The organism is Pseudarthrobacter sp. ATCC 49987, assembly GCF_009928425.1.
GTDB lineage: Bacteria > Actinomycetota > Actinomycetes > Actinomycetales > Micrococcaceae > Arthrobacter.
The window spans coordinates 857,755-882,725 of the sequence record NZ_JAABNS010000001.1 but is presented as its reverse complement, the minus strand read 5'-3'; the positions used below and the strand labels follow the sequence as shown (position 1 = coordinate 882,725).

Annotated in this window: 19 protein-coding genes; 5 read left to right on the top strand and 14 right to left on the bottom strand. The window is 69.5% G+C overall.

What is annotated here, in order from left to right; translation table 11 throughout:
• Positions 1-19: 19 nt before the first annotated feature.
• The 3 genes from GXK59_RS04170 to nudC form a co-directional block, all read right to left on the bottom strand.
• The gene (locus tag GXK59_RS04170) at positions 20-679 is read right to left on the bottom strand and encodes a M48 metallopeptidase family protein (protein WP_160664617.1); all 660 of its coding nucleotides are present in this window, start codon (positions 677-679) and stop codon (positions 20-22) included.
• The gene (locus GXK59_RS04165) at positions 679-2,820 is read right to left on the bottom strand and encodes an ATP-dependent DNA helicase UvrD2 (protein WP_160668980.1); all 2,142 of its coding nucleotides are present in this window, start codon (positions 2,818-2,820) and stop codon (positions 679-681) included. Before GXK59_RS04165 ends, GXK59_RS04170 begins: the two co-directional genes overlap by 1 nt.
• 150 nt (positions 2,821-2,970) lie before the next feature.
• Positions 2,971-4,098: an NAD(+) diphosphatase gene (gene nudC / locus GXK59_RS04160; RefSeq protein WP_160664615.1), complete on the bottom strand. Its 1,128-nt coding sequence runs from the start codon at positions 4,096-4,098 to the stop codon at positions 2,971-2,973.
• Positions 4,099-4,289: 191 nt separating this feature from the next.
• Between nudC and GXK59_RS04155 the strand changes: the two genes are divergently transcribed.
• The gene (locus tag GXK59_RS04155; RefSeq protein WP_160664613.1) at positions 4,290-5,660 is read left to right on the top strand and encodes a macrolide 2'-phosphotransferase; all 1,371 of its coding nucleotides are present in this window, start codon (positions 4,290-4,292) and stop codon (positions 5,658-5,660) included.
• Here the strand turns inward: GXK59_RS04155 and GXK59_RS04150 are convergent.
• Genes GXK59_RS04150 through GXK59_RS04140 form a run of 3 tightly spaced genes read right to left on the bottom strand, consistent with a single transcriptional unit; the run spans position 5,657 to position 12,905 of the window.
• On the bottom strand, positions 5,657-9,184 hold the full coding sequence (locus GXK59_RS04150) for an ATP-dependent helicase (protein ID WP_160664611.1): 3,528 nt from the start codon (positions 9,182-9,184) through the stop codon (positions 5,657-5,659). The two genes, GXK59_RS04155 and GXK59_RS04150, sit on opposite strands and share 4 nt — an antisense overlap.
• On the bottom strand, positions 9,181-12,492 hold the full coding sequence (locus GXK59_RS04145; RefSeq protein WP_160664609.1) for an ATP-dependent helicase: 3,312 nt from the start codon (positions 12,490-12,492) through the stop codon (positions 9,181-9,183). Before GXK59_RS04145 ends, GXK59_RS04150 begins: the two co-directional genes overlap by 4 nt.
• Positions 12,489-12,905: an MGMT family protein gene (locus tag GXK59_RS04140; protein WP_160664607.1), complete on the bottom strand. Its 417-nt coding sequence runs from the start codon at positions 12,903-12,905 to the stop codon at positions 12,489-12,491. The genes GXK59_RS04145 and GXK59_RS04140 overlap by 4 nt, the downstream gene beginning before the upstream one ends.
• A 62-nt stretch (positions 12,906-12,967) precedes the next feature.
• On the opposite strand from GXK59_RS04140, the gene GXK59_RS04135 reads away from it, so the two are divergent.
• The 4 genes from GXK59_RS04135 (at position 12,968) to GXK59_RS04120 (ending at position 16,489) form a co-directional block, all read left to right on the top strand.
• Positions 12,968-13,678, top strand: a complete 711-nt coding sequence (locus GXK59_RS04135) for a 3'-5' exonuclease (protein WP_160664605.1) — start codon at positions 12,968-12,970, stop codon at positions 13,676-13,678.
• 373 nt (positions 13,679-14,051) lie between these two features.
• Positions 14,052-14,987: an ABC transporter substrate-binding protein gene (locus GXK59_RS04130; protein WP_160668979.1), complete on the top strand. Its 936-nt coding sequence runs from the start codon at positions 14,052-14,054 to the stop codon at positions 14,985-14,987.
• 3 nt (positions 14,988-14,990) lie between these two features.
• The gene (locus tag GXK59_RS04125) at positions 14,991-15,755 is read left to right on the top strand and encodes an amino acid ABC transporter permease (RefSeq protein WP_024366481.1); all 765 of its coding nucleotides are present in this window, start codon (positions 14,991-14,993) and stop codon (positions 15,753-15,755) included.
• The gene (locus GXK59_RS04120; protein ID WP_160664603.1) at positions 15,752-16,489 is read left to right on the top strand and encodes an amino acid ABC transporter ATP-binding protein; all 738 of its coding nucleotides are present in this window, start codon (positions 15,752-15,754) and stop codon (positions 16,487-16,489) included. Before GXK59_RS04125 ends, GXK59_RS04120 begins: the two co-directional genes overlap by 4 nt.
• A 100-nt stretch (positions 16,490-16,589) precedes the next feature.
• Here the strand turns inward: GXK59_RS04120 and hemL are convergent, their stop codons facing one another.
• From hemL to GXK59_RS04080, 8 genes are all read right to left on the bottom strand, one after another.
• Positions 16,590-17,921: a glutamate-1-semialdehyde 2,1-aminomutase gene (hemL, locus tag GXK59_RS04115; protein ID WP_160664601.1), complete on the bottom strand. Its 1,332-nt coding sequence runs from the start codon at positions 17,919-17,921 to the stop codon at positions 16,590-16,592.
• A gap of 18 nt (positions 17,922-17,939) precedes the next feature.
• The gene (locus GXK59_RS04110; protein WP_160664599.1) at positions 17,940-19,049 is read right to left on the bottom strand and encodes an LLM class flavin-dependent oxidoreductase; all 1,110 of its coding nucleotides are present in this window, start codon (positions 19,047-19,049) and stop codon (positions 17,940-17,942) included.
• Positions 19,049-20,029, bottom strand: a complete 981-nt coding sequence (hemB, locus tag GXK59_RS04105; RefSeq protein ID WP_160664597.1) for a porphobilinogen synthase — start codon at positions 20,027-20,029, stop codon at positions 19,049-19,051. The genes GXK59_RS04110 and hemB overlap by 1 nt, the downstream gene beginning before the upstream one ends.
• On the bottom strand, positions 20,026-21,027 hold the full coding sequence (locus tag GXK59_RS04100; protein ID WP_443094259.1) for a uroporphyrinogen-III synthase: 1,002 nt from the start codon (positions 21,025-21,027) through the stop codon (positions 20,026-20,028). The genes hemB and GXK59_RS04100 overlap by 4 nt, the downstream gene beginning before the upstream one ends.
• A gap of 20 nt (positions 21,028-21,047) precedes the next feature.
• The gene (gene hemC, locus GXK59_RS04095; RefSeq protein WP_160664595.1) at positions 21,048-22,046 is read right to left on the bottom strand and encodes a hydroxymethylbilane synthase; all 999 of its coding nucleotides are present in this window, start codon (positions 22,044-22,046) and stop codon (positions 21,048-21,050) included.
• A complete protein-coding gene (locus tag GXK59_RS04090; RefSeq protein WP_160664593.1) occupies positions 22,043-23,317 on the bottom strand; it encodes a ferrochelatase in 1,275 nt (424 codons plus the stop codon). Before GXK59_RS04090 ends, hemC begins: the two co-directional genes overlap by 4 nt.
• Positions 23,314-24,027, bottom strand: coding sequence for a hydrogen peroxide-dependent heme synthase (hemQ, locus tag GXK59_RS04085; RefSeq protein ID WP_160664591.1), 714 nt, complete (start codon positions 24,025-24,027; stop codon positions 23,314-23,316). The genes GXK59_RS04090 and hemQ overlap by 4 nt, the downstream gene beginning before the upstream one ends.
• Before the next feature lie 122 nt (positions 24,028-24,149).
• On the bottom strand, positions 24,150-24,728 hold the full coding sequence (locus GXK59_RS04080) for a hypothetical protein (RefSeq protein ID WP_160664589.1): 579 nt from the start codon (positions 24,726-24,728) through the stop codon (positions 24,150-24,152).
• Positions 24,729-24,971 lie beyond the last annotated feature (243 nt).

The following is a 24,971-nucleotide window of genomic DNA, read 5'->3' as shown; positions in this document are numbered from 1 at the left end:
ATAAACAGTGGCTGCCGCGCTAGTCGGAGAAGGCGGCAGAACCGGTTTCATCGATGTCATCGATGTCATCACCGTCGCCGGCGGGCATGAGTCCGCGGGAGGTGGCGAAGGAGACGCCTTCGAGGAAGGCCTTGGCCCGGCCGGTTTCCGGGTAGGCCTCGAGCAGCCGCCAGAACGCGGCGTTGTGGCCGGCGACCAGCAGGTGCGCCAGCTCGTGCAGCAGCACATAATCGATGACCCATTGCGGCATGGGTTGAAGCTTGTCCGACAGCCGGATGGTCCCGTCCGACGGCGTCGCTGAGCCCCAGCGGGAGTTCTGGTTGCCCACCCAGCGGACCGAGGACGGTACGGCCCGGCCGCCAAGGTACTTTGCGGAGAGCCCGGCGGCGTGCGCCGCCAGGGCGGCGTCGCTGCGCGGGCGGCGCCGTCCGGCGCCGCGGGTCCCGCGCTCCCCCTGGAGCCGCAGTTTTTCGAGCATCCGGTGTACCCACTCGCGTTCCTGGGCGCGGCTGAAGGAGGCCGGGATGGCGACCACGGCGGTGCCGTTTTCCCAGAAGGCGGCCACGGTGCGGCGGCGCCGGGCGGAGCGGCGTACTTCCACCGGGGCGCCGTCGGCAGTGGTCAGCGGTGTGCCGGCGGGTGCTGCCGGGCTGCCTGCCCGCGTGCTGGCGCCGGCCATCAGAGCGTGGTGCTTTCGACCAGCACTGCCAGCACTGCTTCGCCGTACTTCTCCAGTTTGGACGGGCCCACCCCGGGGAGGGTGGCGAGCTGTTCGAGGGAGTCTGGACGGGCTTCGGCAATGGCGGTGAGTGTGGCGTCCGTGAACACCACAAAGGCGGGGACGTCGGCTTCGAGCGCTATTTCCTTGCGCCACTGCCGGAGCGCGTCGAAAGTCTGCTCCTCGTAGCTGGGCGGGCACTGGTTGCAGCGGCCCACCTTTCGTTCGGCGCCGGACGAGAGCATGGTCCCGCAGACCCGGCACGTGGCCGGCACGGCAGCCTTGCGGCGCGGCGCCGCTCCCTTGCCGCGTACCGATGAGCTGGCCACCGAGTCGGGTCGCAGGCCGTCCAGGAAGCGTGAGGGCTTCCGGTTGGCGCGCCCTCCGGGGGTCCGTGCGGTGGACCAGGACAGGAACAGGTGTTCCCTGGCCCGGGTGATCCCCACGTACAGCAGGCGGCGTTCCTCGTCCACGGGTTCCGGGCTGTCGGCGAAGGAGATCGGCATGAGCCCCTCGCTGAGCCCGACCAGGAATACTGCGTCCCATTCGAGGCCCTTGGCGGCGTGCAGCGAGGCGAGGGTGACGCCCTGGACGGTCGGAGCGTGCTGGGCGAGGGAGCGCTCCTGGAGTTCGTTCACGAAGTCCGAGAGGGTGAACTGTACGCCGCGGCTGATCACAAGTTCGTCGGCCAGTGCGACGAGCGCAGCGAGCGATTCCCAGCGCTCCCGGAGCGCGCCGCCGCTGTGCGGGGCTGCGTCCGTGTAGCCCAGCGAGGCGACAATGTCGCGGACCAGCTGGCCGAGCGGCTCAGGGCTGGCGGTTTCGGCGACGGCCCGCGTGGCTGCCCGCAGCTGCAGGATGGCATCGCGGACTTCCTTGCGGGCAAAAAACCGTTCCCCGCCGCGCAGCTGGTAGCCGATCCCCGCGGAGGCCAGGGCCTGCTCGTAGGCCTCGGACTGACCGTTGGTGCGGAACAGCACCGCGACCTGGCTGGCCGGTGTGCCGGCGTCGAGGAGCTCGCGCACCTTGACGGCCACGGTTGCGGCCTCTGCCTCGTCGTCGGAGCATTCGGTGAATTGCGGCACCGGCCCGGCCGGGCGCTGCGCCACGAGCTGCAGCGGCGTGGCCCAGGCGGCGTCGGCGACGGGCCCCCCGCTGCGCCGGCCGGCCAGCAGTTCATTGGCCAGCCTCACCACCTGCGGGGTGGAGCGGTAGTCGCGGATCAGCTTGACCACGGTGGCCTCGGGGTACTGGGCCTTGAAGCCGAGCAGGTGCTTGGGCGAGGCGCCCGTGAAGGAGTAGATGGTCTGGCTGGCGTCGCCGACGACGCAGAGTTCGTCGCGGCCGCCGAGCCAGAGTTCCAGCAACCGCTGCTGGAGCGGCGAAACGTCCTGGTACTCGTCGACGACAAAGTGGCGGTACTGCTCGCGGACGGTGGCGGCGACCTTCGGGTCCTCCTGCAGGATGCCCACTGTGATCAGCAGGACATCCTCGAAGTCGATCACGTTCCGGTCCGTCTTGACGTCCTCGTAGGACTGGAAGACACGGGCGACGGCGGTCAGGTCAAAGCCGCCCGGGGTGCCGCGGCCCTGGGCTTTTTCCAGGTAGTTGGCGGGGGTCAGCATGGACACCTTGGCCCACTCGATCTCGGAGGCCAGATCGCGGATCGAGGCGCGGTCGGTGCTGAGGCGCAGCCGCCGGGCCGCTTCGGCAATCATCTGGGCCTTGTGGTCCAGCAGGTTGGGCAGGACGCCGCCAACGGCCTGGGGCCAGAAGAACTGGAGCTGGCGCAGCGCGGCCGCGTGGAACGTGCGGGCCTGGACGTTGCCGACGCCGAGGTCGCGGAGGCGGCTGCGCATTTCAGCCGCTGCCCGCGAGGTAAACGTGACGGCCAGGAGCCGCTGCGGGCTGTAGACGCCCGAGTGCACCCCGTAAGCGATGCGGTGCGTGATGGCGCGGGTCTTGCCGGTTCCGGCACCGGCGAGGACGCACATGGGACCCTGCAGGGTGCTGGCAACCTCGCGCTGTTCGGCGTCGAGGCCGCCGAGGATGCGCTCCTCGAGGGAGCGGTTGTCCGGCGCCGGGGGTTCAGTGTCCGGCACCCCGTCGCCGGACTGGCCGGCCGGGGAGCCGCTGGACTGGAAGAGATCTGTGTTCACTGTTGCTGCTCAGTCGTTCGAGGGTGTCCGGTGGAGGTGCCGCGGGGTGGGATCCGCGGCGCGGGGGTGCTGCCGCGTGGTGTCACGGGCGCCTCATGCGCTGTCCGGACGGTCCTGGATGACCCCGCCGTACCAGTGCTCGATGAGGGCGCGGGCGATGGACAGCCTGCTGGAGATGACGATTTCGCCGCTGAGTACCGCCTCCTGCAGCTCGCTCCGGCTGAACCAGCGCGCCCGGGTGACCTCGACGCCGTCGGGCGTGGCTTCGGTGTCGGCGGTTGTGGCCGTGAAACCAAGCATCAGCGAGGCCGGGAAGGGCCAGGGCTGGGACCCCAGGTACTGGCAGGCGTTCACCCGCACGCCGACTTCCTCGCCGATCTCGCGGACCACTGCTTGTTCCAGCGATTCCCCCGGTTCGACGAAGCCGGCAAGGGTGGAATAGTTCCGGGCGTCAAGGGGTCCGCCGCCGCCGAGCAGCAGCCGGCCGTCGGGACCTACGACGGTAACGATGATGGCGGGGTCGGTGCGCGGGTAGTGTTCCGAGCCGTCCGCAGGGCAACGGCGGACCCAGCCTCCCGCCTCCGGCGCGGTGGCGGCGCCGCAGCGCGGGCAGTGGGTGTGGGTGGCGTGCCAGTTGGCGATGGCGCTGGCCTCGATGAAGATGGCGGTGTCCGTGGGGTCCAGGGTGGCGGCCACGTCGCGGAAACCCGCCCACTCCGCACCCTCGGGGATGCCGGCAATGTGGGCTTCGAATTCCTCGGCCTGGACCTCGAACTGCTGCGGCAGGACAAAGAGGACCAGATGGGTGCCCGCCTCGAGGTCCGAACCCGGCAGGGCTGAGCCCAGGTAGATCAGCTGTTCCGGGGCATAGGGAGTGTCCTGCAGGTGCCGGGCAAGTTCGGCCGCATCCAGCAGCACCAGGCTGTTGCTGTTGACGAGGGCCTGCCGGCCGGAGAGGACCATGGCCCGTGCGCCCCCGGCGGTCCGGAGCTCCTCAAGCATTCCGGGCTTCAGCCGCGCGGCGGAGCCACGGTCAACCAGCGCCGGACGCACCGGGAGGACAGTGTCCTTGAGCAGGTTCGCAGCCGGGCCTGGGTGCGGGGAGACTGACGTGCCCTCGCGGGGCTGGCTCTCCGGTGCTTGATTCCTGGGTGCTTGATTCCTGGGTGCTTGATTCTTGGGTGTTGGGTTTTTGGGTGCCGGTGACTCCGCAAGACTCATGTTCCTACCGTACTGACTCCCGCTGACAATTCACATTTTTCCCCGGCGTGTGTGGGCATCCACACCCGCCCCCGCGGCCGGCGTTACGGCACAGCCCGGCAGGGCATCGCATTGCCGCAAATTATTCCCGATCTTTCAGACTCGCCGTGGTGCATCGCCGTCTTGGGCGCCGCTCAATCTACCGTGGAACAGTGAGAAGAAAACCAATCGAACTGGCAGCTGTGGCAACCGCGGCGGTCCCCGGGCTGACCCCAACCGCCGTCAGCTCTGCGCCCGACGATCCGGCTGACTTCGATTCGGCTCTCCTGCTGGACTCCGAAGGCAAGCGCTGGCGCGTCCGCTCGCCGCGCCACGCCGAGGCCAGCGCCCGGCTGGAAACGGAATTCCTGGTGCTGCGCGCCTTCGTCCCCGGCATCCGCGCCGAGCTTCCCTTCCTGATGCCCACCGTGGCCGGGACCGTACGGCAGGGTCCGCTGAGTACGTTCGTCTACTCCCACCTGGCCGGCTCGACCCGGTCGGTCGAGGAACTCGGCGCCGCAGCACCTGCCGTGGCCCGCGAAATCGGCGCGGCCCTCGCCGCCATCCACGACTTGCCCCACTCGCTGGTCAGCAACGCCGACCTGCCGAGCTACACCCCCAATGAGTTCCGCCAGCGCCGCCTCAACGAACTGGACCAGGCCGCGACCACCGGCAAGATTCCGCCGCTGCTGCTCCGCCGCTGGGAACACGCCCTTGAGGACGTCTCCCTGTGGCGCTTCAATCCGTGCGTGGTCCACGGGGACCTCCACGAGGACAACCTGCTGGTCGACGGCGACCGTGTGACCGCCGTGACCGGCTGGACTGATCTGCGGATCGGCGACCCGGCTGACGATATGGCCTGGCTGGTCGCGTCCAACGACCAGGACTTCGTGGACGCCGTGCTGGCGCACTACACCTCGTCGCGGCGCGACGTGCCCGACGCGCACCTGCTGCGGCGTGCGGCGCTCTCCGCCGAATTCGCCCTGGCGCAGTACCTCGTCAAGGGCATCGCCGCCGGGAACACGGACATGATCGGCGAGGCCGAGTCCATGCTCACCGCACTCGCCGAAGACGTCGCGGAACACGGCGGCCAGCCGATCAGCGTTGAGCCGCTCCCCCAGCCGGCTCCGGACGCTACAACTGGCCAGGCTCCGCAGGCCACGGGTCCGGAGGATGTGCCTCTGCCGGCCGTGAGCAAGGTGACCCTGTTGGCCACCGACGCGGCCTCCGGGCCTGCAGCGGTTCCCTCCAGCACCGCGATGCCCGCCGTCCACGTGTCGCCGATCCCCCTGGGGACCGCTGACGGTTCACAGGGTGGGGACAGTGCCGCCGCGGGCGGTGGGCCTGCGAACAGCAGAGTCTCCAGCGTCTCCGTGACTGCGATCCCCGACGGCGAACGGGCTGCCGACGAACCGGCCGCCGAGGAAGGCGCAGCGGCCGAGACCTCAACCCAGTCGATCGCCGTCGTCCAGGCGGCCGGGACCGGCCCGGCAGAAGACACCTCGACGACCGCGCTCACGGTGGTCGAGGCGAAGTCCCCCTAGCCGGTCCCCAGGGCCGCGGCGACGATCTGTTCGAGCCGTTCCGCTGAGCCCAGATCGTGCGGCCGCACCACCTGGTTGTCAGCCACGTAGTAAAACGCCGCCCGGACCTGGTCCAGCGGGACGTCCTTGAGCCGGGCCCAGGCCAGCCGGTACACAGCCAGCTGGACGGCTTTGGTCTTCAGCTGGGCAGCGGACGGCCGGCGGCCGGTCTTCCAGTCCACCAGGTCCCAGCCGCCGTCGGCATCACGGAAGACGGCGTCGATCCGGCCGCGGACCACGACGTCACCGATCCGCGTCTCCACCGGAACTTCAACGTGGGCCGGGGCGCGGTTGGCCCACTCGGACTGGCGGAACGTTTCCACCATGCTGTCCAGACCGTAGGCCGCGTCGATGTGGTCGTCCGAGCCTGCCGCCTCCCCCAGGTCCAGCATGCCGGCGGCACCGAAGTACTCCTCCACCCAGGCATGGAAGGCGGTGCCCTTGCGGGCGGACATCCCCGGTTCCCGCGGGACCGGACGCCGCAGCCGGGCGACGACGGAGCCGGCGTCATCCTCGAGATCCACCAGCGTGGACGCGGAAATATGGCCCGGCAGGTGCACATCCTGCACCGTGGTCCGGCGCGAGCGGCGTTCCAGCAAGGTTGCTGCCTCGTTCGCCCAACCGCCGGCCGGGCCGCGCAAAGGCATGCGCCTTGCCGGCCCGGCCGCGCCGGCACCAGTTGCGGCATCGGCGGCGGCCGGCCCTGCGGCCTCCAGCACCACGTCCGTGTCCAGGGACTGCAACACCCGTTCCGCGGCAGACTGCATGGCCGCCCGCCGGCCGGGCACCAGCCGCAGCCGCGCTCCCGTGCGGGGATCGACCGGCCCTTCCAGGGGATCATACGGCCACCCCGCGACCTCCAATTCCGAGGTCAGCGGGCTCTCCTCCGGCAGTGATTCCTCGCTGACGGACAGCGGGTGGATCCCGGCAGCGCCGTCGGCAACCAGCACCTCGAGTCCGGCCAGGAAGGGCGACATGTCCGCGAGCCCGGCGCGCGAGCCCACCCAGGCGGCGCTGGAAACCCAGAGCACGTGTTTGGCCCGGGTGTAGGCCACATACGCGAGCCTCCGCTCCTCCGCCTCGCCGTGGACCTGCACGGCGGACTTGAACTCCTTCTCGGCGTCGAGCCACCCTTTTTGGTCCGGGTGTTCGAGGTCCCATTGCGGCAGGTCCGCGCGGTCCCCGCGCAGCGGCCAGGGCAGTGCGGCGCTGCCGCTGCTCCAGCGCGAATCCCGGCTGCTCGGGAAAGCCCCGGCGTTGAGCCCGGGCACGAACACCACATCCCATTCCAGGCCCTTGGAGGCATGCACGGTCAGGAGCTGGACTGCTTCATGGTTCACTTCCGGCGCAGCCGCATCCAGGCCGTTCTCCTCGGCGGCCGCGGCCTCCAGCCAAGCCAGGAAAGCGAGCACGTCGACCCGCTGGGAAGTGTGCAGGAACCCGGCAGCAGCGTCCTGGAAGGCATCCAGGTTGCGGCGGGCCTGATGAATGCTGATCCCGGGCCGGGCCGCGACTTCGATATCCAGGAGCATCGCCCGCTCCACCTCGCCGAGCAGGGTGGTGAGGTCATCGCCCATATAGCCGCGCAGTTGCCGGAGTTCCGCCGAGAGCCGGTGGAGCCGCTCCAGGGCTTCAGCGCTGAGCTGGCGGCCGTGCGCGGAAGTCCAGCCCTCGCGCGGCAGCCAGTCGAGGGCTTCGACGAGGCTGGCGGCGTCCGTGAGGTCGCCCTCGATCACCGCCGCGGGCACGTCGTCATCTCCGGCGTCAGCGGCGTCGTCGTCTGTGCTGCCGGGGCGGCCGCGGCGCCGGGCGAGGAAGCTGGACCAATCCCGCAGCGCCATCAGGTCCGCGGGCCCGATCCGCCAGCGCGCCCCGGCCAGCAGGCGCATCAGCGAATCGGACCGGCCCGGATCGGCCAGCACCCGGAGGGTCGCAACCAGGTCGACGATCTCGGGGGTGTCCAGCAGACCGCCGAGGCCGACAATCTCATACGGGATTCCGCGCACCTCGAATTCGCGGCGGATACATTCCATCTGGGCACGCCGTCGGCACAGCACCGCCATGGCGGGCGGCTCAGGCTCCGCTGGCGACCCGGAAAAGTCGGTCACCCGGAACTTCAACACGTCGCCTGCGATCGCCGCGGCCTCGTCCTCATCGGTGCCAAAGCGGCCCATCACCACGCGGCCCTGGACCGCGGCCGGGCTGGGCTGCAGCGGCGGAACCTCGACGCCGCCGGCAGTGTCCCGCTCACCGGCCGGGCCGGTGTGCGCCGCGGCCTTGCTGAGCGGCGCCGAAATGACGTTGGCGGCAGAGAGGATGTTCCGGCCGTTGCGCCACGCTGTGGTGAGGTACGACGTCGGCGCGACGGCGAAGCGCGCAGTGCTCTCGGCGTCGGCGTCGGCGTCGGGAGCGACGTCGCCGGTCCCGAGCCGCACCGGAAATTCGCGGACGAAGTGGAAAAGCTGGCCGGCGGAGGCGCCGCGGAAGCCATAGATGGACTGGTTGGGATCCCCTACCGCCGTGACCGCGTGGCCGTCGCCGAACAGCCGGGAGAAGAGGACCAGCTGGGCATGTGACGTGTCCTGGAATTCATCGAGCAGCACCACTTTGTAGCGCTGGCGTTCGGTTTCCGCGGCGACCGGGATCTCGTTGGCGACGCGGGCGGCGAGGGCCACGAGATCGCCGAAGTCGAGGGCACCGCGGGCGCGCTTGGCGTCCGTGTAGCGTCCCACCATCTCGGCGACGCTGGCCCGTGTGCGCAGCAGGCCGCTGAGTTCGCCCACGGCCTGGCTGGGATTCTTTTTGGCGGTGGCCAGGTAGGGCAGCGCCTCGAACTCGGCCACCCGGTCCAGCAGCCAGCGGCGGACCCCGGCCGGGTCCTGGAGATGCTCAGCGCACTCGCCGGCGAGCTGGATTACGGCCTTGACCAGGGTGGATTTGGCGGACCGGAAGTGTTCGTAGTCGCCGTCGAAGGCTTCCACGACCTCGCTGGCGAGCTGGAAGGACTGGGCGCCGCCGAGCAGCACGACGTCGCGTTCGACGCCGAGCCGGAGACCGTAGTCGGACACGATGCCGCTGGCGTAGGAGTGGTAGGTGGAGACCTTGGGTTCGAGCGCGTCGGCGCTGAGCAGCCCGGCGGGGAACACCTGGTTCTGGGTGTCGGCCGCGGCGATGCGCTGCAGCGCGGACAGCTTGGCGCGGATGCGGGTGGCCAGCTCCCCGGCGGCCTTGCGGGTGAAGGTCACACCGAGGACTTCCTCCGGCCGGACCCAGCCGTTGGCGACCAGCCAGACCACGCGGTCGGCCATGGTGGCGGTCTTGCCCGAGCCGGCACCGGCAATGACGAGCCGGGGTGACAGTGGCGAGGAAATGATGTGCGACTGTTCGGCGGTGGGGCTGTTCTTCTCCCCGAGCATGGCGGAGAGCTCCTCGGGGGTAAACCGCGCGGCGGGAAGGACGACGGGATGGGTTGTTTCGGTGCTCATTCGGTAACCTGCTTTCCCCGCAGGCACAGCGGGCAGACTTCGGGAAGGCGGCAGCCGTGGCCGCCGTGGCCGCCCTTTGAAGGATCGTGCCGGGCCTCAAAGGTGTTTCCGGACATGACCAGGGCGGCATCGCCGACCATGTCCAGTGCCCAGTTCCCGGCGGGATCCAGCGGCGGCTGGGCCTGGATGCCCGGGCTCTTGGTGGTGGTGCCGAGCTGGGCCAGGACGGCCCCGCCCGGCAGCGGCGGCGGGCCGTCGTCGGGACCGGCGAAGCCTCCGGCCAGGACTGCCGCCTGGTAGGCGCCCAGTTGCGGATGCCGCTCGAGGTCGGCTTTGCCGGGCTGCCGCTTGCCGGTCTTGAGGTCCACAACGACCAGCCGGCCCTCGGCGTCGATCTCGAGCCGGTCGACCTGGCCGCGCAGCACGGCCGGCCGGGCCGGCCAGGGTTCGCCAGCGCCTCCGGCGGGTGCCACAACGTCCGGGAGTTTGACTTCGAAGTCCACCTCCACGCCGGCCAGGGACCGGCCTTCGCTGCGCATCACCAGCACGTACTGGGCGAGCTTGCGGACCATGGTTTCGGCGCGCTGGAAGTCGAGCTTGCCCTCCCAGTTGTCCTTCATTCCGAGCGCGGGCCAGCGCCGGACAAGTTCCGCCACGTATTCGCTGCCGGAGGCATCGGGCAGGTCCTGCGCGATGGCATGGACGAGGGTGCCCAGGCTGCGCGCAAAGTCGGTGGCGGCCTCCCCGCCGGCGGCCTGGACGAACCAGTCCAGCGGCGATTTCTGCACGGTCTCCACCTTCGACGGCGAGACATAAACGGTGCCGCCCGGCGGAACGACGGGTTCGTCCGTGGACAGCGGGGCAAGGCCCCACCAGCTCGCGGGGTGCGCGCCGGGCACGCGGGGCTCCGCCGCAGCCAGTGCGCCAAGGACGGCGCTGGCTTCCATCGCTTCGGGGATTCCGGCGTCGAGCTGGGCGTACTGGCGCAGTTCGGCGACGAGCGCGCGCAGGGTGAGCGGGCGCTCCACCGGTGTGAAGCCGCGCCGGTCCTGGTCCGGGCCCAGCGGCGCCACGTAATCCAGGAACGACGACGGCTGTTCGTCCTCGGAGGACACGGCGGTGCAGATCAGCATCTCTTTCGCCCGGGACACCGCGGTGGAGAAGCTGCGGAGCTCGTCATAGCGGATCTCGCGCAGCCTGCTCAGGGGATCCAGCTGCAGGGCATATTCCACGCCGTGTTCGACGGCGTCCGCGAACAGCGTGCTGCCGAGCAGTTCGCCGCGGAGCCTCGTGTTGGGCCACACGCCTTCCTGCAGGCCGGGGACGATGACCACGGGCCATTCGCGGCCGGCTGCGCTGGCCGGCGTCATGAGTTCGACGGCGTCCTCCAGCTGGGCCCGTGCGGCGAGGGTGTCCATCGGGAGTTCCTGGCTGAGCAGGTACTCGAGGAACTGCTCGGGCCCCGAACCGGGCAGCTGGTCCACGAAGCGCTCGGCGGTGTGGAAGAGGGCCATCATGGCATCGAGGTCCCGGTCCGCCCGGGCCCCGGCCGATCCCCCGGCCAGCGCCGCGTCGGTCCAGCGCGAGGCCAGGCCGGTGGAGTTCCAGAGCGCCCACAGCACCGTTTCGGCGTTGCCGCCGGGCGCCTGGGCTGCGTCCCGGCCGGCCCGGATCATCCGGGCAATCCGGCGTGCGGACTGTCCTTCGATGCCGAGGGTCGCCAGCCCGCCCGGTTCCAGCAGGGCCTCCACGAGGAGCACGTCGCTGGTGCGGCCCCCGCCGCCCAGGAGCTCCTCCCGGCGCAGGGACTGGCGCAGGCGCCGCAGCTCGATCGCGGTGGATCCGCCGATCCGCGAGGTCAGCAGTGCCACCGCTGCCTCGGGGCCCAGCGCAGCCGGATCCAGGGCCACCGCATAGGCATCCAGCAGGGGCCGGACGGCGACCTCGTCCCGGACCGCGGATTCAGCCACCGGGATCCGGACCGGAATGCCCTGGCCGGCGAGGTAGCGCTGCAGCTGGCTCAGCTGGCCGCCGTTGCGCACGATCACGGCGATGTCACCGAGTTCGCGGCCGTCATTGAGCTGGGCTTCGAGGATCCGCTGCGCCACGTAGCGCAGCTCGTGCACCGGCGAGGGCAGAAGGTGCGCTTCGACGGCTCCGTCGGACGATTCCGGGGCAGGAGTCCGGGCCGGATCCTGAGCGTGGGGGTGGGGCTGGGGCTGTTCGAGGCGGCGCGCGGCCTGCCCGCCGGCGCGGCTGGAGATCCGTCCGGCGACGGAGAGCCAGGCGTCCGCGAGAGCGGGGGCATGGCGGTGCGCGGTCCGGAGCGGCCGCTCCAGGACGGTGCCTCCGGCGGGGGCCAGCAACCGGGGAAGCTCGGCCACGAGGTCCGGGCGGGCGCCGCGGAAGCCCTGCACCACGGTGTCCGGCGATGAGGTGATAAACGCCTCCTTGCCCGCCGCGATGTCCGCGAGCAGTTCGAATACGGCCGGATTGGCTTCCTGCATGTCGTCCACGAGGATCAGCTGGAGCCTGTCGCGTTCGGCGGCAAGGAAATCCGGCTCGTCCTGGAAAATCTGCCGGGCTGCGGTGATGATGCCGGCCGGGTCGAAGGATTCCGGCATGCGCAGGTCCAGCACGTCGCGGTACTCCGCATACAGTGCGGCCGCGGCAACCCAGTCCGGGCGGTGGCAGCGCCGGGCGAGGACCACAAGGTCCCCGGCGGTCCGCCCGGATTCGATGATCCGGTCAAAGAGCTGGCGGACTTCCTGCCGGAAGCCGCGGGTCTGCAGGGCAGCGCCCAGGTCCTCCGGCCAGGGCAGCTCGAGTCCGGGCTGCGAGTGGCCTTCGAGCAGTTCCTTGATGATGAGGTCCTGTTCCGGGCCGGACAGCAGTTTCGGCGGGCGCGGCAGCGGCAGGATCCCCTCCGCCTTGGCACGCCGGATCAGGTCGAAGGCGTACGACGCCCAGGTGCGGGCCGGCGTCGTACTCAAACTGCGGTCCAGCCGCGCGGTGAAGCGGTCCCGGAGCGAATCGGCGGCGAGCCGTCCGGGGGCGAGGATGAGCATCCGTTCCGGATCGAGTCCGTCCCGCTGCGCGCGCCGGACGGCGGCTTCGACGAGCACGGTCGACTTGCCGGTCCCCGGGGCTCCGGGGATAAGGACCGGACCGGAACCGTGCGGGACGTCGACGGCGGCGAGCTGGTCCGCCGTCAGCACGGGGACCGCGTTGTGCAGCGTCCGGGGCGGGAGCAGGCGAAGTGTTGATGTGGGCTGGCGGGACTCGGGGTTCTTGCTGGGGAGGCTCACACAGTCATTTCATCATCAGGGACCGACAGTTTGCGCAAGGTGCGTTCCAGCCGCTCTGCCACCGCGTCGATCCGGTCGAACTCACCGTCGCTCGGTGCCCAGCGGGCCGCCGTCAGGTCCACGCGCCAGCGCCCCCCGCCGCTGTGAAGGTACCCGGCGTAATTTCCCAGCAACGGAGTGCCTTCCAGGAGGTACCGGGTGAGGGCCTCACGTTCATGTCCCGGAGGTGCGTCACCGCTGGCCTTCAGGACCCGCCACCAGGGCACCGCGCTGCCGTGGTGGCTCATGACGGAACCGATCTGCCGGGCGCCGCCGGAACCGAGGAGCTCGGCGATGTCGCCGTAGGCCACTGCGGAGCCGGCCGGGATCAGTGCCACCACGTCCAGCACCGCCTCCACGTACTCCATCCTCATGACACAAGCCTAGCGGCCGGGGGTGGCGCAGTTCTGTCGGCGGCAGCAGGTAGCGTTGAAGCATGAGCACCTGGAACACCCTCCCCCGCGCAGCCTTCGACCTTGAAACCACCGGGCGGAACTCACGCGCCGCGCGGATTGTCACGGCGTCCATCACCGTGGTGGACTCGGACGGCGGAGTTATCAAGGAGCACGAATGGCTCGCCGATCCGGGGGTCGAGATCCCCACCGAGGCCAGCGACATCCATGGCGTCACCACTGAGCGGGCCCGCAGCGAGGGCCGCCCTGCCGCGGAAGTGACGCGGGAGGTCGCCGCAGTGCTCCAGGAGCTCTTCGACACCGGGGTCCCGGTCATCGCCTTCAACGCCAGCTACGACTTCACAGTGCTCGCCGCCGAATCGGCCCGCTACGGCGTACCGCAACTGAGCCGTTTCCCCGTGCTGGATCCGTACATCATGAACAAGCAGGTGGACCGGTACCGAAAGGGCAAGCGCACCCTCACCGCCCTTTGCGAGGAATACGGGGTCAACCTGGACAACGCCCACACCTCGGCAGCCGATGCCCTCGCCACCCTGCGCATGCTCGACGCCATGGCAGGGAAGTTCCCCAAGCTTCGGATGCCGGCGAGCCACCTGCACCAGCTCCAGATCGAGTGGGCCTCCGCCCAGGCCTCGGATTTCCAGACCTACCTGCGCAAGACCAAGCCTGCCGCCGTGATTGAGGGCGACTGGCCGGTGCTGCCGCCCGAGGACGCCAGCCGCGGCGACTTCTAGGCCGCCAGGACTTCTTAAAACGAAACCTTAGGTAGCGCGACGCCGATAACTAGCCCTCCGGCACCCGCAATTCCAGCGATTGCGACGGAACTCACACCGCAAGGGCTGCCCAGCGGCCACACCTGCCCCAGCCATTCGTTCCGTTGCACCCGGCCTGCATTGCTCAGATACCGGGGCTGTGCGCTGCGCGCGTGAAACAAATTCGGCGCCAGCAATCCGGACCGAGCACTAATTCGATTTGAATCGGCCGCCGGGTCAAGTGACACAATTATATTTTGCGGCTTGCCTGCCCCCTGGGGCGCCCAAGCCCTGAGCCGGGGCACGATGTTCCTCCCCCCGCGACCCACTAACTTCCGACGAAAGTGATTGCGTGATGAAATCCAAAGCCATGAAGTGGCTGACTACTGTTCCTGTGGCGATCGCCGTTGCCGTCTCCCTGGCGGCCTGCGGCGGCGGATCAGCGCAATCGTCCGCGTCACCGACCGATGCCCTGGCCGGCAGCGACCAGACGTCGCTGGACAAGTACACGACCAAGGACGTCACCCCCCTGGACAAGATCGACAAGTCCAAGCTCGGCCTCCTGAGCGAGGGAACCATCACCGTCGGAACCCTCTCGGACGCCCCGCCGAACATTTTCATCGACCCGTCGGGCAAGTTCACCGGCTACGACAATGAGCTCCTGCGCGCCATCGCGGAAAAGCTTGGCCTCAAGGTCGAGTTCAAGGCGACCGGCTTCGCTTCCCTGCTCTCCCAGGTCCAGAACAAGCAGTTCGACCTGGGCTCTTCCTCGATCTCCACCACGGACGCCCGCCGCAAGACGGTGGGATTCACCAACGGCTACGACTTCGGCTACATGGCGGTTGTCGCCAAGAAGGACGACAAGATCAAGGGTTTCAAGGACCTGACCAAGGACACCCGCATCGCGGTCGTCCAGGGCACCGTGCAGGACGACTACGTCACCAACACGCTGCAGATCGAGCCCGTCCGCTTTGAGGACTACAACACGGCCTACGCGAACCTGAAGAATGGGCAGGTCGACGCCTGGGTCGCTCCGTCCCAGCAGGCCACCGGCCAGGTCAAGGAAGGCGACGGCACGGTCATCGCCGAGTCCGTCGTGAACACCCAGAACTTCACCGCCTACGCCGTCAACAAGGAAAACCAGCCGCTCATCGACGCGCTGAACTCCGGCCTCGACGCCGTGATTGCCGACGGGACCTGGTCCAAGCTGACCAAGGAGTGGTACCCGGACCGCGAAACCCCGGCCAAGTGGTCCCCCGGTTCCAAGGCTGTCACCGTCCCGAAATCCTAGTCCATGGATGCACTCGATCAACTCGCAAAGACCTTCTTTGACTGGGAGGCGATGGCAGCTGTCATCCCGAACATGCTCACGGTCGGCCTGCCCAATACGCTGATCCTTGCGGTTTCCTCGGGCGTGCTCGGGTGCATCCTGGGCATGATCCTGGCCGTTATGGGCACGTCCCGCAGCACCGCGCTCCGGTTGCTGTCCAGGATCTACACGGACATTTTCCGCGGCGTGCCCGCGATCGTCGTCATCCTGCTGATCGGGATCGGGCTCGGGCCCGTTATCCGGCAACTGACCGGTTCCACGAACCCGTTCCCGCTCGGCATCCTGGCGCTGACGCTCATGGCGTCGGCGTACATCGGTGAGATCTTCCGGTCAGGCATCCAGAGCGTGGAAAAGGGACAGCTTGAGGCGTCCAGGGCGCTGGGGTTCAGCTACAACTCCTCCATGCGCCTTGTGGTGATCCCACAGGGTATCCGCCGGGTGCTCCCGGCCCTGGTGAACCAGTTCATCTCGCTGATCAAGGACTCGTCCCTGATCTATCTGCTGGGCCTTCTCGCCAGCCAGCGGGAGATCTTCCGCATCGGCAACGACGCTGCAGCCAACACGGGAAACCTCTCGCCGCTGATCGCTGCCGCTGCAATGTACCTCGTGCTGACGGTCCCCCTCACGCACCTGGTCAACTACATCGACAACCGACTGCGCACCGGTCGTCCGGAGAAGAAGCAGCCGGACGACGCCGCAGCCCTGATCGGGAAGGGAGCCCAGCCATGAGCGACTTCGCCTCCGGCTCGCTGACCGGCAAGAACCTGCACCTGTCCTTCGGAGCCAATCACGTGCTCCGCGGCATCGACCTCCACGTTGAGAAGGGCGCCACCGCGTCGGTGATCGGCCCCTCCGGCTCCGGCAAGTCCACGCTGCTGCGGGTCATGAACCGGCTGATCGAGCCGGACCAGGGCGACATCCTGCTGGACGGCCGGTCAGTCCTCGAGGACAACCCGGATGAACTGCGCCAGCGCATCGGCATGGTGTTCCAGCAGTTCAACCTGTTCCCGCACAAGACCGTGGTGGAGAACGTTTCCCTCGCGTTGCGCAAGCTGCGGAAACTCCCGGCCGAGCAGGCACGGGCCGAAGCCCTGGAGCAGCTCGACCTCGTCGGGCTCAAGCACAAGGCGGACGCCCGTCCGGCCAACCTGTCCGGCGGACAGCAGCAGCGCGTGGCGATCGCACGGGCGCTGGCCATGAAGCCGGAAGTCATGTTCTTTGACGAGGCCACCTCGGCCCTCGACCCGGAGCTCGTCAAGGGTGTGCTGGCGCTGATGGCCGACCTCGCCAAGGGCGGCATGACCATGGTGGTGGTGACGCACGAGATGGGGTTCTCCCGCAACGTCTCGGACACCGTCACGTTCATGGACGCCGGCGTCGTCGTGGAGTCCGGTCCGCCGGAACAGATCTTCACGGATCCGCGCACGGGACGCCTGCAGGGCTTCCTTTCGGACGTCCTCTAGACCTGCAGCTTAAAAACTTTGGGCACCCGCCGCGGCGGGTGCCCAAAGTGTTTTAACTATCGACGCCGGAACGGCCGCCGCGTTGTTGCTGCCTTAGGTGTCAGGCCTTCGCGGCAGCCGCGGCCTTCGCAGCGGCGGGCAGGGCGTCGAAGATCCGGTTCATCGCGGCGTCATCATGCGCGGCGGACAGGAACCAGGCCTCGAAGACCGACGGCGGCAGGTAGACCCCGGAGTCCAGCATGGAGTGGAAGAACGGCGCATAGCGGAACACTTCCTGGCCCTGGGCGTCGTCGTAGTTGTGCACGCCGCGGGCGGAGGTGCCGAACGCCACCGAGAACAGGTTCCCGGCCCGCTGGATCGAGTGGTCCACCCCTGCGGACTCCAGCGCCGCGGACAGTGCCGCGGAGAGCTCCAGTGAGCGGGCGTCCACGAAGGAGTAGACCTCTTCGGTGGCGTGGGTCAGGGTCGCGACGCCGGCGGCCATCGCCACCGGGTTGCCGGACAGCGTGCCGGCCTGGTAAACCGGGCCCAGGGGCGCGAGGTAGTCCATGACGTCCGCGCGGCCGGCGAGGGCCGCCGTCGGCATTCCGCCGCCGATGACCTTGCCAAACGTCAGCAGGTCCGGAGTCCAGGGCTGGGCGGCGCCGGCCGCGCCGCCGGTGAGTCCCCAGTAGCCCGAGTAGCCGGTCCGGAAGCCCGTGAGGACCTCGTCGAGGATCAGCAGGGCACCGTGTTCGCGGGTGATCCGGGACAGGCCGGCGTTGAAGCCCTCGCCCGGGGTGACGACACCCATGTTGGCGGGGGCCGCCTCGGTGATGACGGCGGCGATGTTCCCGCCGTGCTTGGCGAAGGCGGCCTCGACGGCGGCGAGGTCGTTGTAGGGCAGTACGAGGGTCTCGGCGGCGGTGGCGGCCGTGACGCCGGCGGAGCCCGGCAGCGCCAGGGTGGCCAGTCCGGAGCCGGCGGCGGCGAGCAGCCCGTCGAGGTGGCCGTGGTAGCAGCCTGCAAACTTGATGATGAGGTTCCGGCCGGTGAAGCCGCGGGCCAGCCGGACGGCGGTCATGGTCGCCTCGGTGCCGGTGGAGACCATCCGGACCCGTTCGGCGGCGGGGACGCGCTCCTGGACGATCGCCGCGAGGTTGGCCTCATCCGGTGTCGAGGCGCCGAAGGACAGCCCGCGGTCAACGGCGGCGTGCACGGCGGCGAGGACGGCCGGGTGCGCGTGGCCCAGCAGTGCCGGGCCCCAGGAGCAGACCAGGTCCACGTACTCCGCGCCGTCGGCGTCAGTCAGGTACGGTCCCTTGGCGGAGACCATAAAACGCGGGGTCCCGCCGACGGAGCCGAACGCGCGGACCGGCGAGTTGACGCCGCCCGGCATCAGCTGGCGGGCGCGGTCGAAGAGTTCCTCGTTGCGAGGGTGGCTGGAAGTCATGGTTCCTATTCTTTCAGGTCAGTTCTGCGGTGAAGCCCCGGCCAGCAAAGCAGCCACCCGTGGGGCCACCTCGGTGCCGAACAGCTCGATCGAGCGCATCATCGCCTTGTGCGGCAGGGTCCCGTTGCTGTATTTGAGGTCGAAGCGGTCCACGCCGAGGTTCTTTTTCAGCAGGGCGATCTTCGCGGCGACGGTGTCCGGGGAGCCCACGTAGAGGGCGCCCTCGGGGGTGCACATGGCGTCAAACTCGGCGCGGTTGCCCGGACCCCAGCCGCGCTCGGAGCCGATCAGGTTGCGCTGGGCGAGCCAGTGCGGGAAGAATTCCTCCCGCGCGTCCTCGTCGGTGGCGGCAATGTGGCCGGGTGAATGCGTGGCCATCTGCTGCATCGGGTGGCCGTACTTGGCCATCGCCTCGCGGTAGAGGTTGGCCAGCGGGGCGAAGGACCGGGGCTGTCCGCCGATGATGGCGAAGATGATCGGGTAGCCGTATTCGGCGCAGCGCAGCACCGATTCGGGGGTTCCGCCGACTCCGATCCAGGCGGGCAGCAGGTGGTGTTCCAGCGGCGGGTACGCGCTGAGCCCGTTGATGGCCGGGCGGGTGCGGCCCTCCCAGTGGATGGGCTCCTGGGCGCGGACCTTGTCGAAGAGCTCGAGCTTCTCCTCAAACAGGACCTCGTAGTCGGCCAGGTCGAGGCCGAAGAGCGGGAAGGACTCCACAAAGGAGCCGCGTCCCAGCATGACCTCGGCCCGGCCGTTCGAGATGGCGTCCACGGTGGAGAAGCGCTGGAAGACGCGGATGGGGTCATCGGAGCTCAGCACGGTGACAGCGGAGCCGAGCCGGATGTGTTTGGTCCGGGCGGCCGCCGCGGCGAGGAAGACCTCGGGGGCGGAGACGGCGAAGTCGCGGCGGTGGTGCTCCCCCACGCCGAAGGCGTGGAGCCCCACCTCGTCCGCGAGTTCGGCCTGTTCCAGCAGCTGCCGCAGCACCTGGGCATGTGGGACGGGGTGCCCGTCAGGGAAGACCCCGACGTCGCCGAAGCTGTTCAGCCCGAGCAGGATGCGCCCCGGGCCCACGGGGGCCGTGGGGTTCGACGCGGAGGCGGGGTCCGTCGCTGTCACGGTGTTCATCAGGACTCCTTCAGCCAGCCGGCGAGTTCGCTGGCCCAGTAGGTCAGGACCATGTTGGCCCCGGCCCGTTTGATGCCCAGCACGGATTCGGTGATGGCCGCCCGGCGGTCGATCCAGCCGTTGGCGGCGGCGGCCTCGATCATGGAGTACTCGCCGGAAATCTGGTAGGCGGCGACCGGCACCGGGCTCATTGCGGCGACGTCGGCGAGGATGTCGAGGTAGCTCATGGCCGGTTTGACCATCACCATGTCGGCGCCTTCTTCGAGGTCCAGTTCCACTTCGAGGATCGCTTCGCGGCGGTTGGCGGCGTCCATCTGGTAGGTGCGGCGGTCGCCGGTGAGCTGGGAATCGACGGCTTCGCGGAACGGCCCGTAGAACGCTGAGGCGTATTTCGCGGCGTAGGCGACGACGGCGGTGTTGGCGTGGCCGGCGTCCTCGAGGGCCTGCCGGATCACGGCGATCTGTCCGTCCATCATCCCGGACGGGCCAAGGACGTGGGCGCCGGCCTCGGCCTGGGCCACGGCCATCCGGCCGTAGATCTCCAGCGTGGCGTCGTTGTCCACGTAGCCGTTGGCGTCGAGGACGCCGCAGTGCCCGTGGTCGGTGAATTCGTCCAGGCAGACGTCGCTCATGATGACCAACTCGTCGCCGACCTCGGCCTTCACGTCCCGGATGGCCTTGTTCAGCACGCCCTCGGGGTCCAGCGAGGCGGTGCCGGTGGCGTCGCGGACGGCGGGGATTCCAAAGAGCATAATGCCGCCGACGCCGAGTTCCACTGCCTCGCTGGCGGCACGCTTCAGGGTGTCAGTGGTGTGCTGCTGCACACCGGGCATCGAGGCGATGGGGTTCGGCTCGGCCAGGCCTTCACGGATGAAGGCGGGCAGGATCAGCTCCGAGGCCGAGAGCCGGTGCTCGGCCGTCAGCCGGCGCATGGCCGGGGTGGTGCGCAGCCGGCGGGGACGGTGGGTCGGGAAGCTCATATGGTGTCCTTTGCTGTGGGCTCTGCGACTGGCTGGTGGGGTGGGGACGGCTGGCTTGCCAGGGACCGGACGACGGCGGCAACCAGGCCGGAGGCGGTGGGTTCCCCGGCAACGGCGGCGACCGTGAGGCCGAGCGACTCGGCCTCGGCGGCAGTCGACCGTCCGATGGCGACGAAGCGGCAGACGCCCAGCGGGGCGAGGTCCGCGTGGATGCGCCGGGCAGCGCTGGGGGAAGCGGCAACAACGGCGTCGAGCCGGCCGGCACGGATTTCGGCTTTCGCCTGGTCCAGGGTCAGGACGGCGGCTCCGCTGTCCCGGTCTGCCCCGGGGACAGGCTGCGCTGCCGGCTGGCAAGCGGCAAGGCTCCGGCCCGGGTCGGCCGGGTAGTCCACGGTGCGGTACGCGGTCACGGCCTGGACGCAGGCGCCCCGTGCCTGAAGTCCGCGGCAGAGCCGGGGGTCGGCGATGTCGGCCTGCGGCAGGAGCACGCTGCCCTGGTGCTCGGGCCAGATGTCGAGGAGTCCCGCACCGGACTGCTGCCCCCTGGGCGCCAGATCGACGGCGACATCCCGGGATTCGAGGAAGCGGCGTGTGGCGGGCCCGACCGTGGCCACCAGCAGGCTGCCCGGGAGCCAGCGGCTGAGGGTGGTTCCCCGTTCGCCGGCTTTGGCCTCGAGCGCCTGGACCGTGGTCACACTGCTGATCACGAGCCAGTTGTAGGCACCGGCGCCCAGGGCATCAAACGCGACATCCAGGGAGTGCTGGTCGCTGGCGACCTCAAAGTCAATCAGCGGCAGCAACAGGGGCTCTGCGCCGACGGCGCGCAGGGCGCTGACAAGGTCCGCCGCGCGGTCAGGACTGCGGGCGACAAGGATCCGGGCGCCGTCGGGCGCCCTCATGCCGCCCTGCCCGCCCTGGCCGTCCTGTTCGCCGGTGACCCGGACGTCGCGGGCACCGGGGGTGCGGGCGTCGAGGTTTCTGGCACTGTGCCGTCCCATGAACTGGAGAATTCTGCGGATCAGGATGCGGCCAGGTCCGCGATGTCAGCGGCCCCGCGGGCCAGCAGGACTTCGGCGAGCTCGATCCCCAGCAGGGTTGCGCCGACCTCCGTGAGTCCGTCGGTGGCCTTCCTGTCCCGGACAGTGGCAGTTCCGTCGACGGCGCAGACCACGGCTTCAAGGTGCAGCAGGCTGCCTTTGCGGTAGGCGTAGGCGCCCACCGGCGCGGCGCAGCCGGCTTCCAGGCGGGCCAGGAGCGCCCGCTCGGCCGTGACGGCAAGCCGGGTGTCCGGGTCGTCGAGGGCGGCGAGGGCCTGCGCCAGCACACCCTGCGAGCCTTCGGTGGATCCAGCCTTGCGCGGCGCATCGGCGGAGCGGCACTCGATCGCGAGGGAACCCTGCCCGGCGGCAGGCAGCATGACCTCGGTTTCGAGGTACTCGCTGACGGCGTCGAGCCTGCCGATCCGGTGCAGTCCGGCGGCGGCGAGCACAACGGCGTCGAGGTCGCAGCTCTTGCCGTCGACGACGGCGTCGGTGCTGTTGCCCGGCAGTCCGGGAACGCGGCCGAGCCGGGTGTCGACGTTGCCGCGGATGTCGCGGATGTCCAGGTCCGGGCGGGCGGCCCGCAGCTGGGCTGCGCGCCGCGGGGAACCCGTGCCCACAGTGGCGCCGGCGGGCAGGTCGGCGAGCTTGAGCCCGTCGCGGGCGCACAGCACGTCGCGGACGTCGACGCGTTTCGGCGTGGCCGCAAGCGACAGCCCGAGGGCTGCGCCGGTGGGCAGGTCCTTGAGCGAGTGCACCGCGACATCGCATTTGTCCTGCAGCAGGGCATCGCGCAGGGCAGCGACGAAGACGCCGGTTCCGCCCATCTGGGACAGCGATCCGGTGAGGACGTCGCCGTCGGTCCGGATGTGGACCAGTTCGACCGGGAAGCCGCCGACGGCGGTCAGCTGGTCCGCTGTCTGCTGGGTCTGCGTGAGCGCGAGCTTGCTCGCGCGTGTTCCGATCCGCACGGTCACGGCGTGTCCTGGTCCCCCGCCGGAGCGGTTGTGCCGGCGGCCGCCGGGTAGGGGTCGTGGCCGGTGCCGATGGTGGTGTCCGCGCCCGCAATGGTGGGCTTTTCGCCGCGGAAGTTGGCGCAGCAGCCCGGGCGGCAGATGTCGAACCAGGGCCCGAGCTCGGTCAGGTGCGGCCGGTCGGCGATGTTGTTGGCGGCGGTCCGCTCGCAGATCAGGTCCACAATGCCGCCCACGAACTTGCGGTGCGTCCCGGGCGTGGGGACCCGCGTGGCGGCGAGGCCCAGTGTGGCGCAGGTTTGCAGGGCCTCGGTGTCGAGGTCCCAGACCACTTCCATGTGGTCGCTGACGAAGCCGAGCGGGACGATCACGATGCCCTTGACGCCCTGGCCGGCGAGTTCTTCGATGGCGTCGTTGATGTCGGGTTCCAGCCAGGGCACGTGCGGTGCCCCGGAGCGGGACTGGTAGACGAGGGACCAGGGTGCGGTGTCGCCGGTCTCGGCCTCCACCCGGCGGATGACCTCGGTGCCGGAGGCCAGGTGCTGCGCGACGTAGGCGGAGTCTTCCTCGAAGTGGCGCGGTTCGGCGTCGGAGCGGCCGGCGGCCTCGGCGTCGCGGGTGGGGATGGAGTGGGTGGCGAACAGGATGTGGACCGGCGCGTCGGGGGTGCCGTCCGCGGCCAGCTGGGCGCGGACGTCGGCGAGGCCCTTGGCGGTGCCCTCGATGAAGGGCTCGACGAAGCCGGGGTGGTCGAAGTACTGGCGGACCTTGTCCACTTCGAGCTTCCCGTCGAGTCCGGTGTCGGTCAGCGCGACGCCGATGTCCTCGCGGTACTGGCGGCAGCTGGAGTAGCAGGAGTAGGCGCTGGTGGTGACCATGAGGACCTTGCGGTGCCCGGCGTCGTAGATGTCCTGAAGGGTCTTCGGGATGTACGGGGCCCAGTTCCGGTTGCCCCAGAACACCGGCAGTTCGATCCCGCGGGCGGCGAGTTCGGCTTCGATGCCGGCCTTGAGATCGCGGTTCTGCTGGTTGATCGGGCTGATGCCGCCGTTGGCGCGGTAGTGGTGCGAGACCTCTTCGAGCCGCTCGTCCGGGATACCGCGGCCGCGGGTGACGTTGCGCAGGAACGGAAGGACGTCGTCCTGGCCTTCGGGGCCGCCGAAGGAGGCGAGGAGCACGGCGTCGTAGTCCTTGGGGGCCATCCGGCCCGCTTCGGTGACCTCGTTCAGGACTGTTTCGCCTGTGGCAGTGTTCTGGGGATCCAGCGGGCTCATGAAAGGACCTCGGCGATCTCGGATGCGCTCACCCGGCGGCCGGTGTAGAACGGGATTTCTTCGCGGACGTGGTGGCGGGCTTCGGTGGCGCGCAGGTGGCGCATCAGGTCCACCAGGTCCACCAGCTCGGGGGCCTCCAGGGCGAGGATCCATTCCCAGTCGCCCAGGGCGAAGGAGGAAACCGTGTTGGAGATGACCTGGGGGAAGTCGCGGCCCAGCATGCCGTGGTCCCGGAGCATGGCGCCGCGTTCGGCGTCGGGAAGCAGGTACCACTCGTAGGAGCGCACGAAGGGGTAGACACAGAGCCACTCTGCCGGTTCCACCCCGCGGGAGAAGGCGGGGGTATGGTTCTTGGCGAACTCGGCTTCCCGGTGCACGGCCATGGCGGACCAGGCAATCTCGGTGCCCGCGAACAGTTTGCTGCGGCGGATGTCGCGGACGGCACGCTGGAGGGCTTCCGGCTGGGGGCCGTGCAGCCAGACCATGATGTCCGCGTCGGCGCGCATCGCCGAGACGTCGTAGCTGCCGCGGTGCACGACACCTGCTGCGGCCAGCCGCCCGATCAGGGCCTCGTACTCCTCAGCAGCATCGCCGCTGCGGAGGACATCGGCGGAGCGCTTGAAAACCGTCCAGAGCGTGAAGAACTGCTCGGCTGATTCCTCGCTTGCTGATTCAGTTTTAGTGACAGTTTCGGCAGAAGTGTGGCTCATGGATACCAGTCTGCCCCTTCCCCTCAGCTAAGTCGAAATGAAGCACTTCTACAGTGCGTAGAAGTGCTTCATTTCACATTTGGCTGGGGCAGGGGCCGCCGTGTACGGCAGGACCGCGGGTACTATCCGACGCGGCGCATGCGCAGGACCACGACGCCGGCGGCAACAGACAGTACAACGAGGCCGATGCCCAGGCCGAGCAGCGGCGACGGTCCGAGGGGCTCCCGCACCGACGTTGCTTCCATCGAGGTGCTCCCGGAACGGGGCTTGGCCGACGCCGTTGCGGGGCCACCGGTTGCTGTCGGGGAGGCCGTGGCCGGGTTAGACGGTGCCGCGGACGCCGTGGTCGCTGCCTCGGTATTCGCAGCCGGGGCTTCGCCGGTCTGGGTGTCGCCGGTCTGCGTTGCGCCGGCCGGGGCCGGCTCGGCAGCCGGCTGGCCGGGAACCGGAACCGCGGGCGCTGCCGGCGGGGTCGTTCCCGGAGCGGTGGGCGCCGGAACCGCGGTGACCGGAGGTACCACGGGCTGGGGAGTGCCGGGCTGCGTGGGAGATTGCTTCGGGGAGCTGCTCGGCTCCGGATCGTCCGGCTCCCAGGTGGAGGTGGGCTGCGGGGAGGGACTCGACGGCGAAGGACTCGGCGTGGCCTGCTTTGCGGGTGCGAGCAGGCCGTCAACCAGGCCGCCGAGGTCAAGGGACAGCAAGTCTGTCGCTGTGGGAACTGCGGCAGAAACTGAACCAGAGGCGGCGACGCCTGTGGCTGCTTGTGAGGCAGGCGCGCCTGATGAGAGAGCCAGTACCACTCCGAGCGCTGCAGCTGCCGTGCCGCGCCGAAGTCCCCCATGGTGACCGGCCTGCGTTTTTTGGACGTGGGACCTGTGAGTAACCATGGTCATCGACACTAGCCGCCGGAGGACGCCCTGGAAAATTTGCTGTTCCCCTCGCTT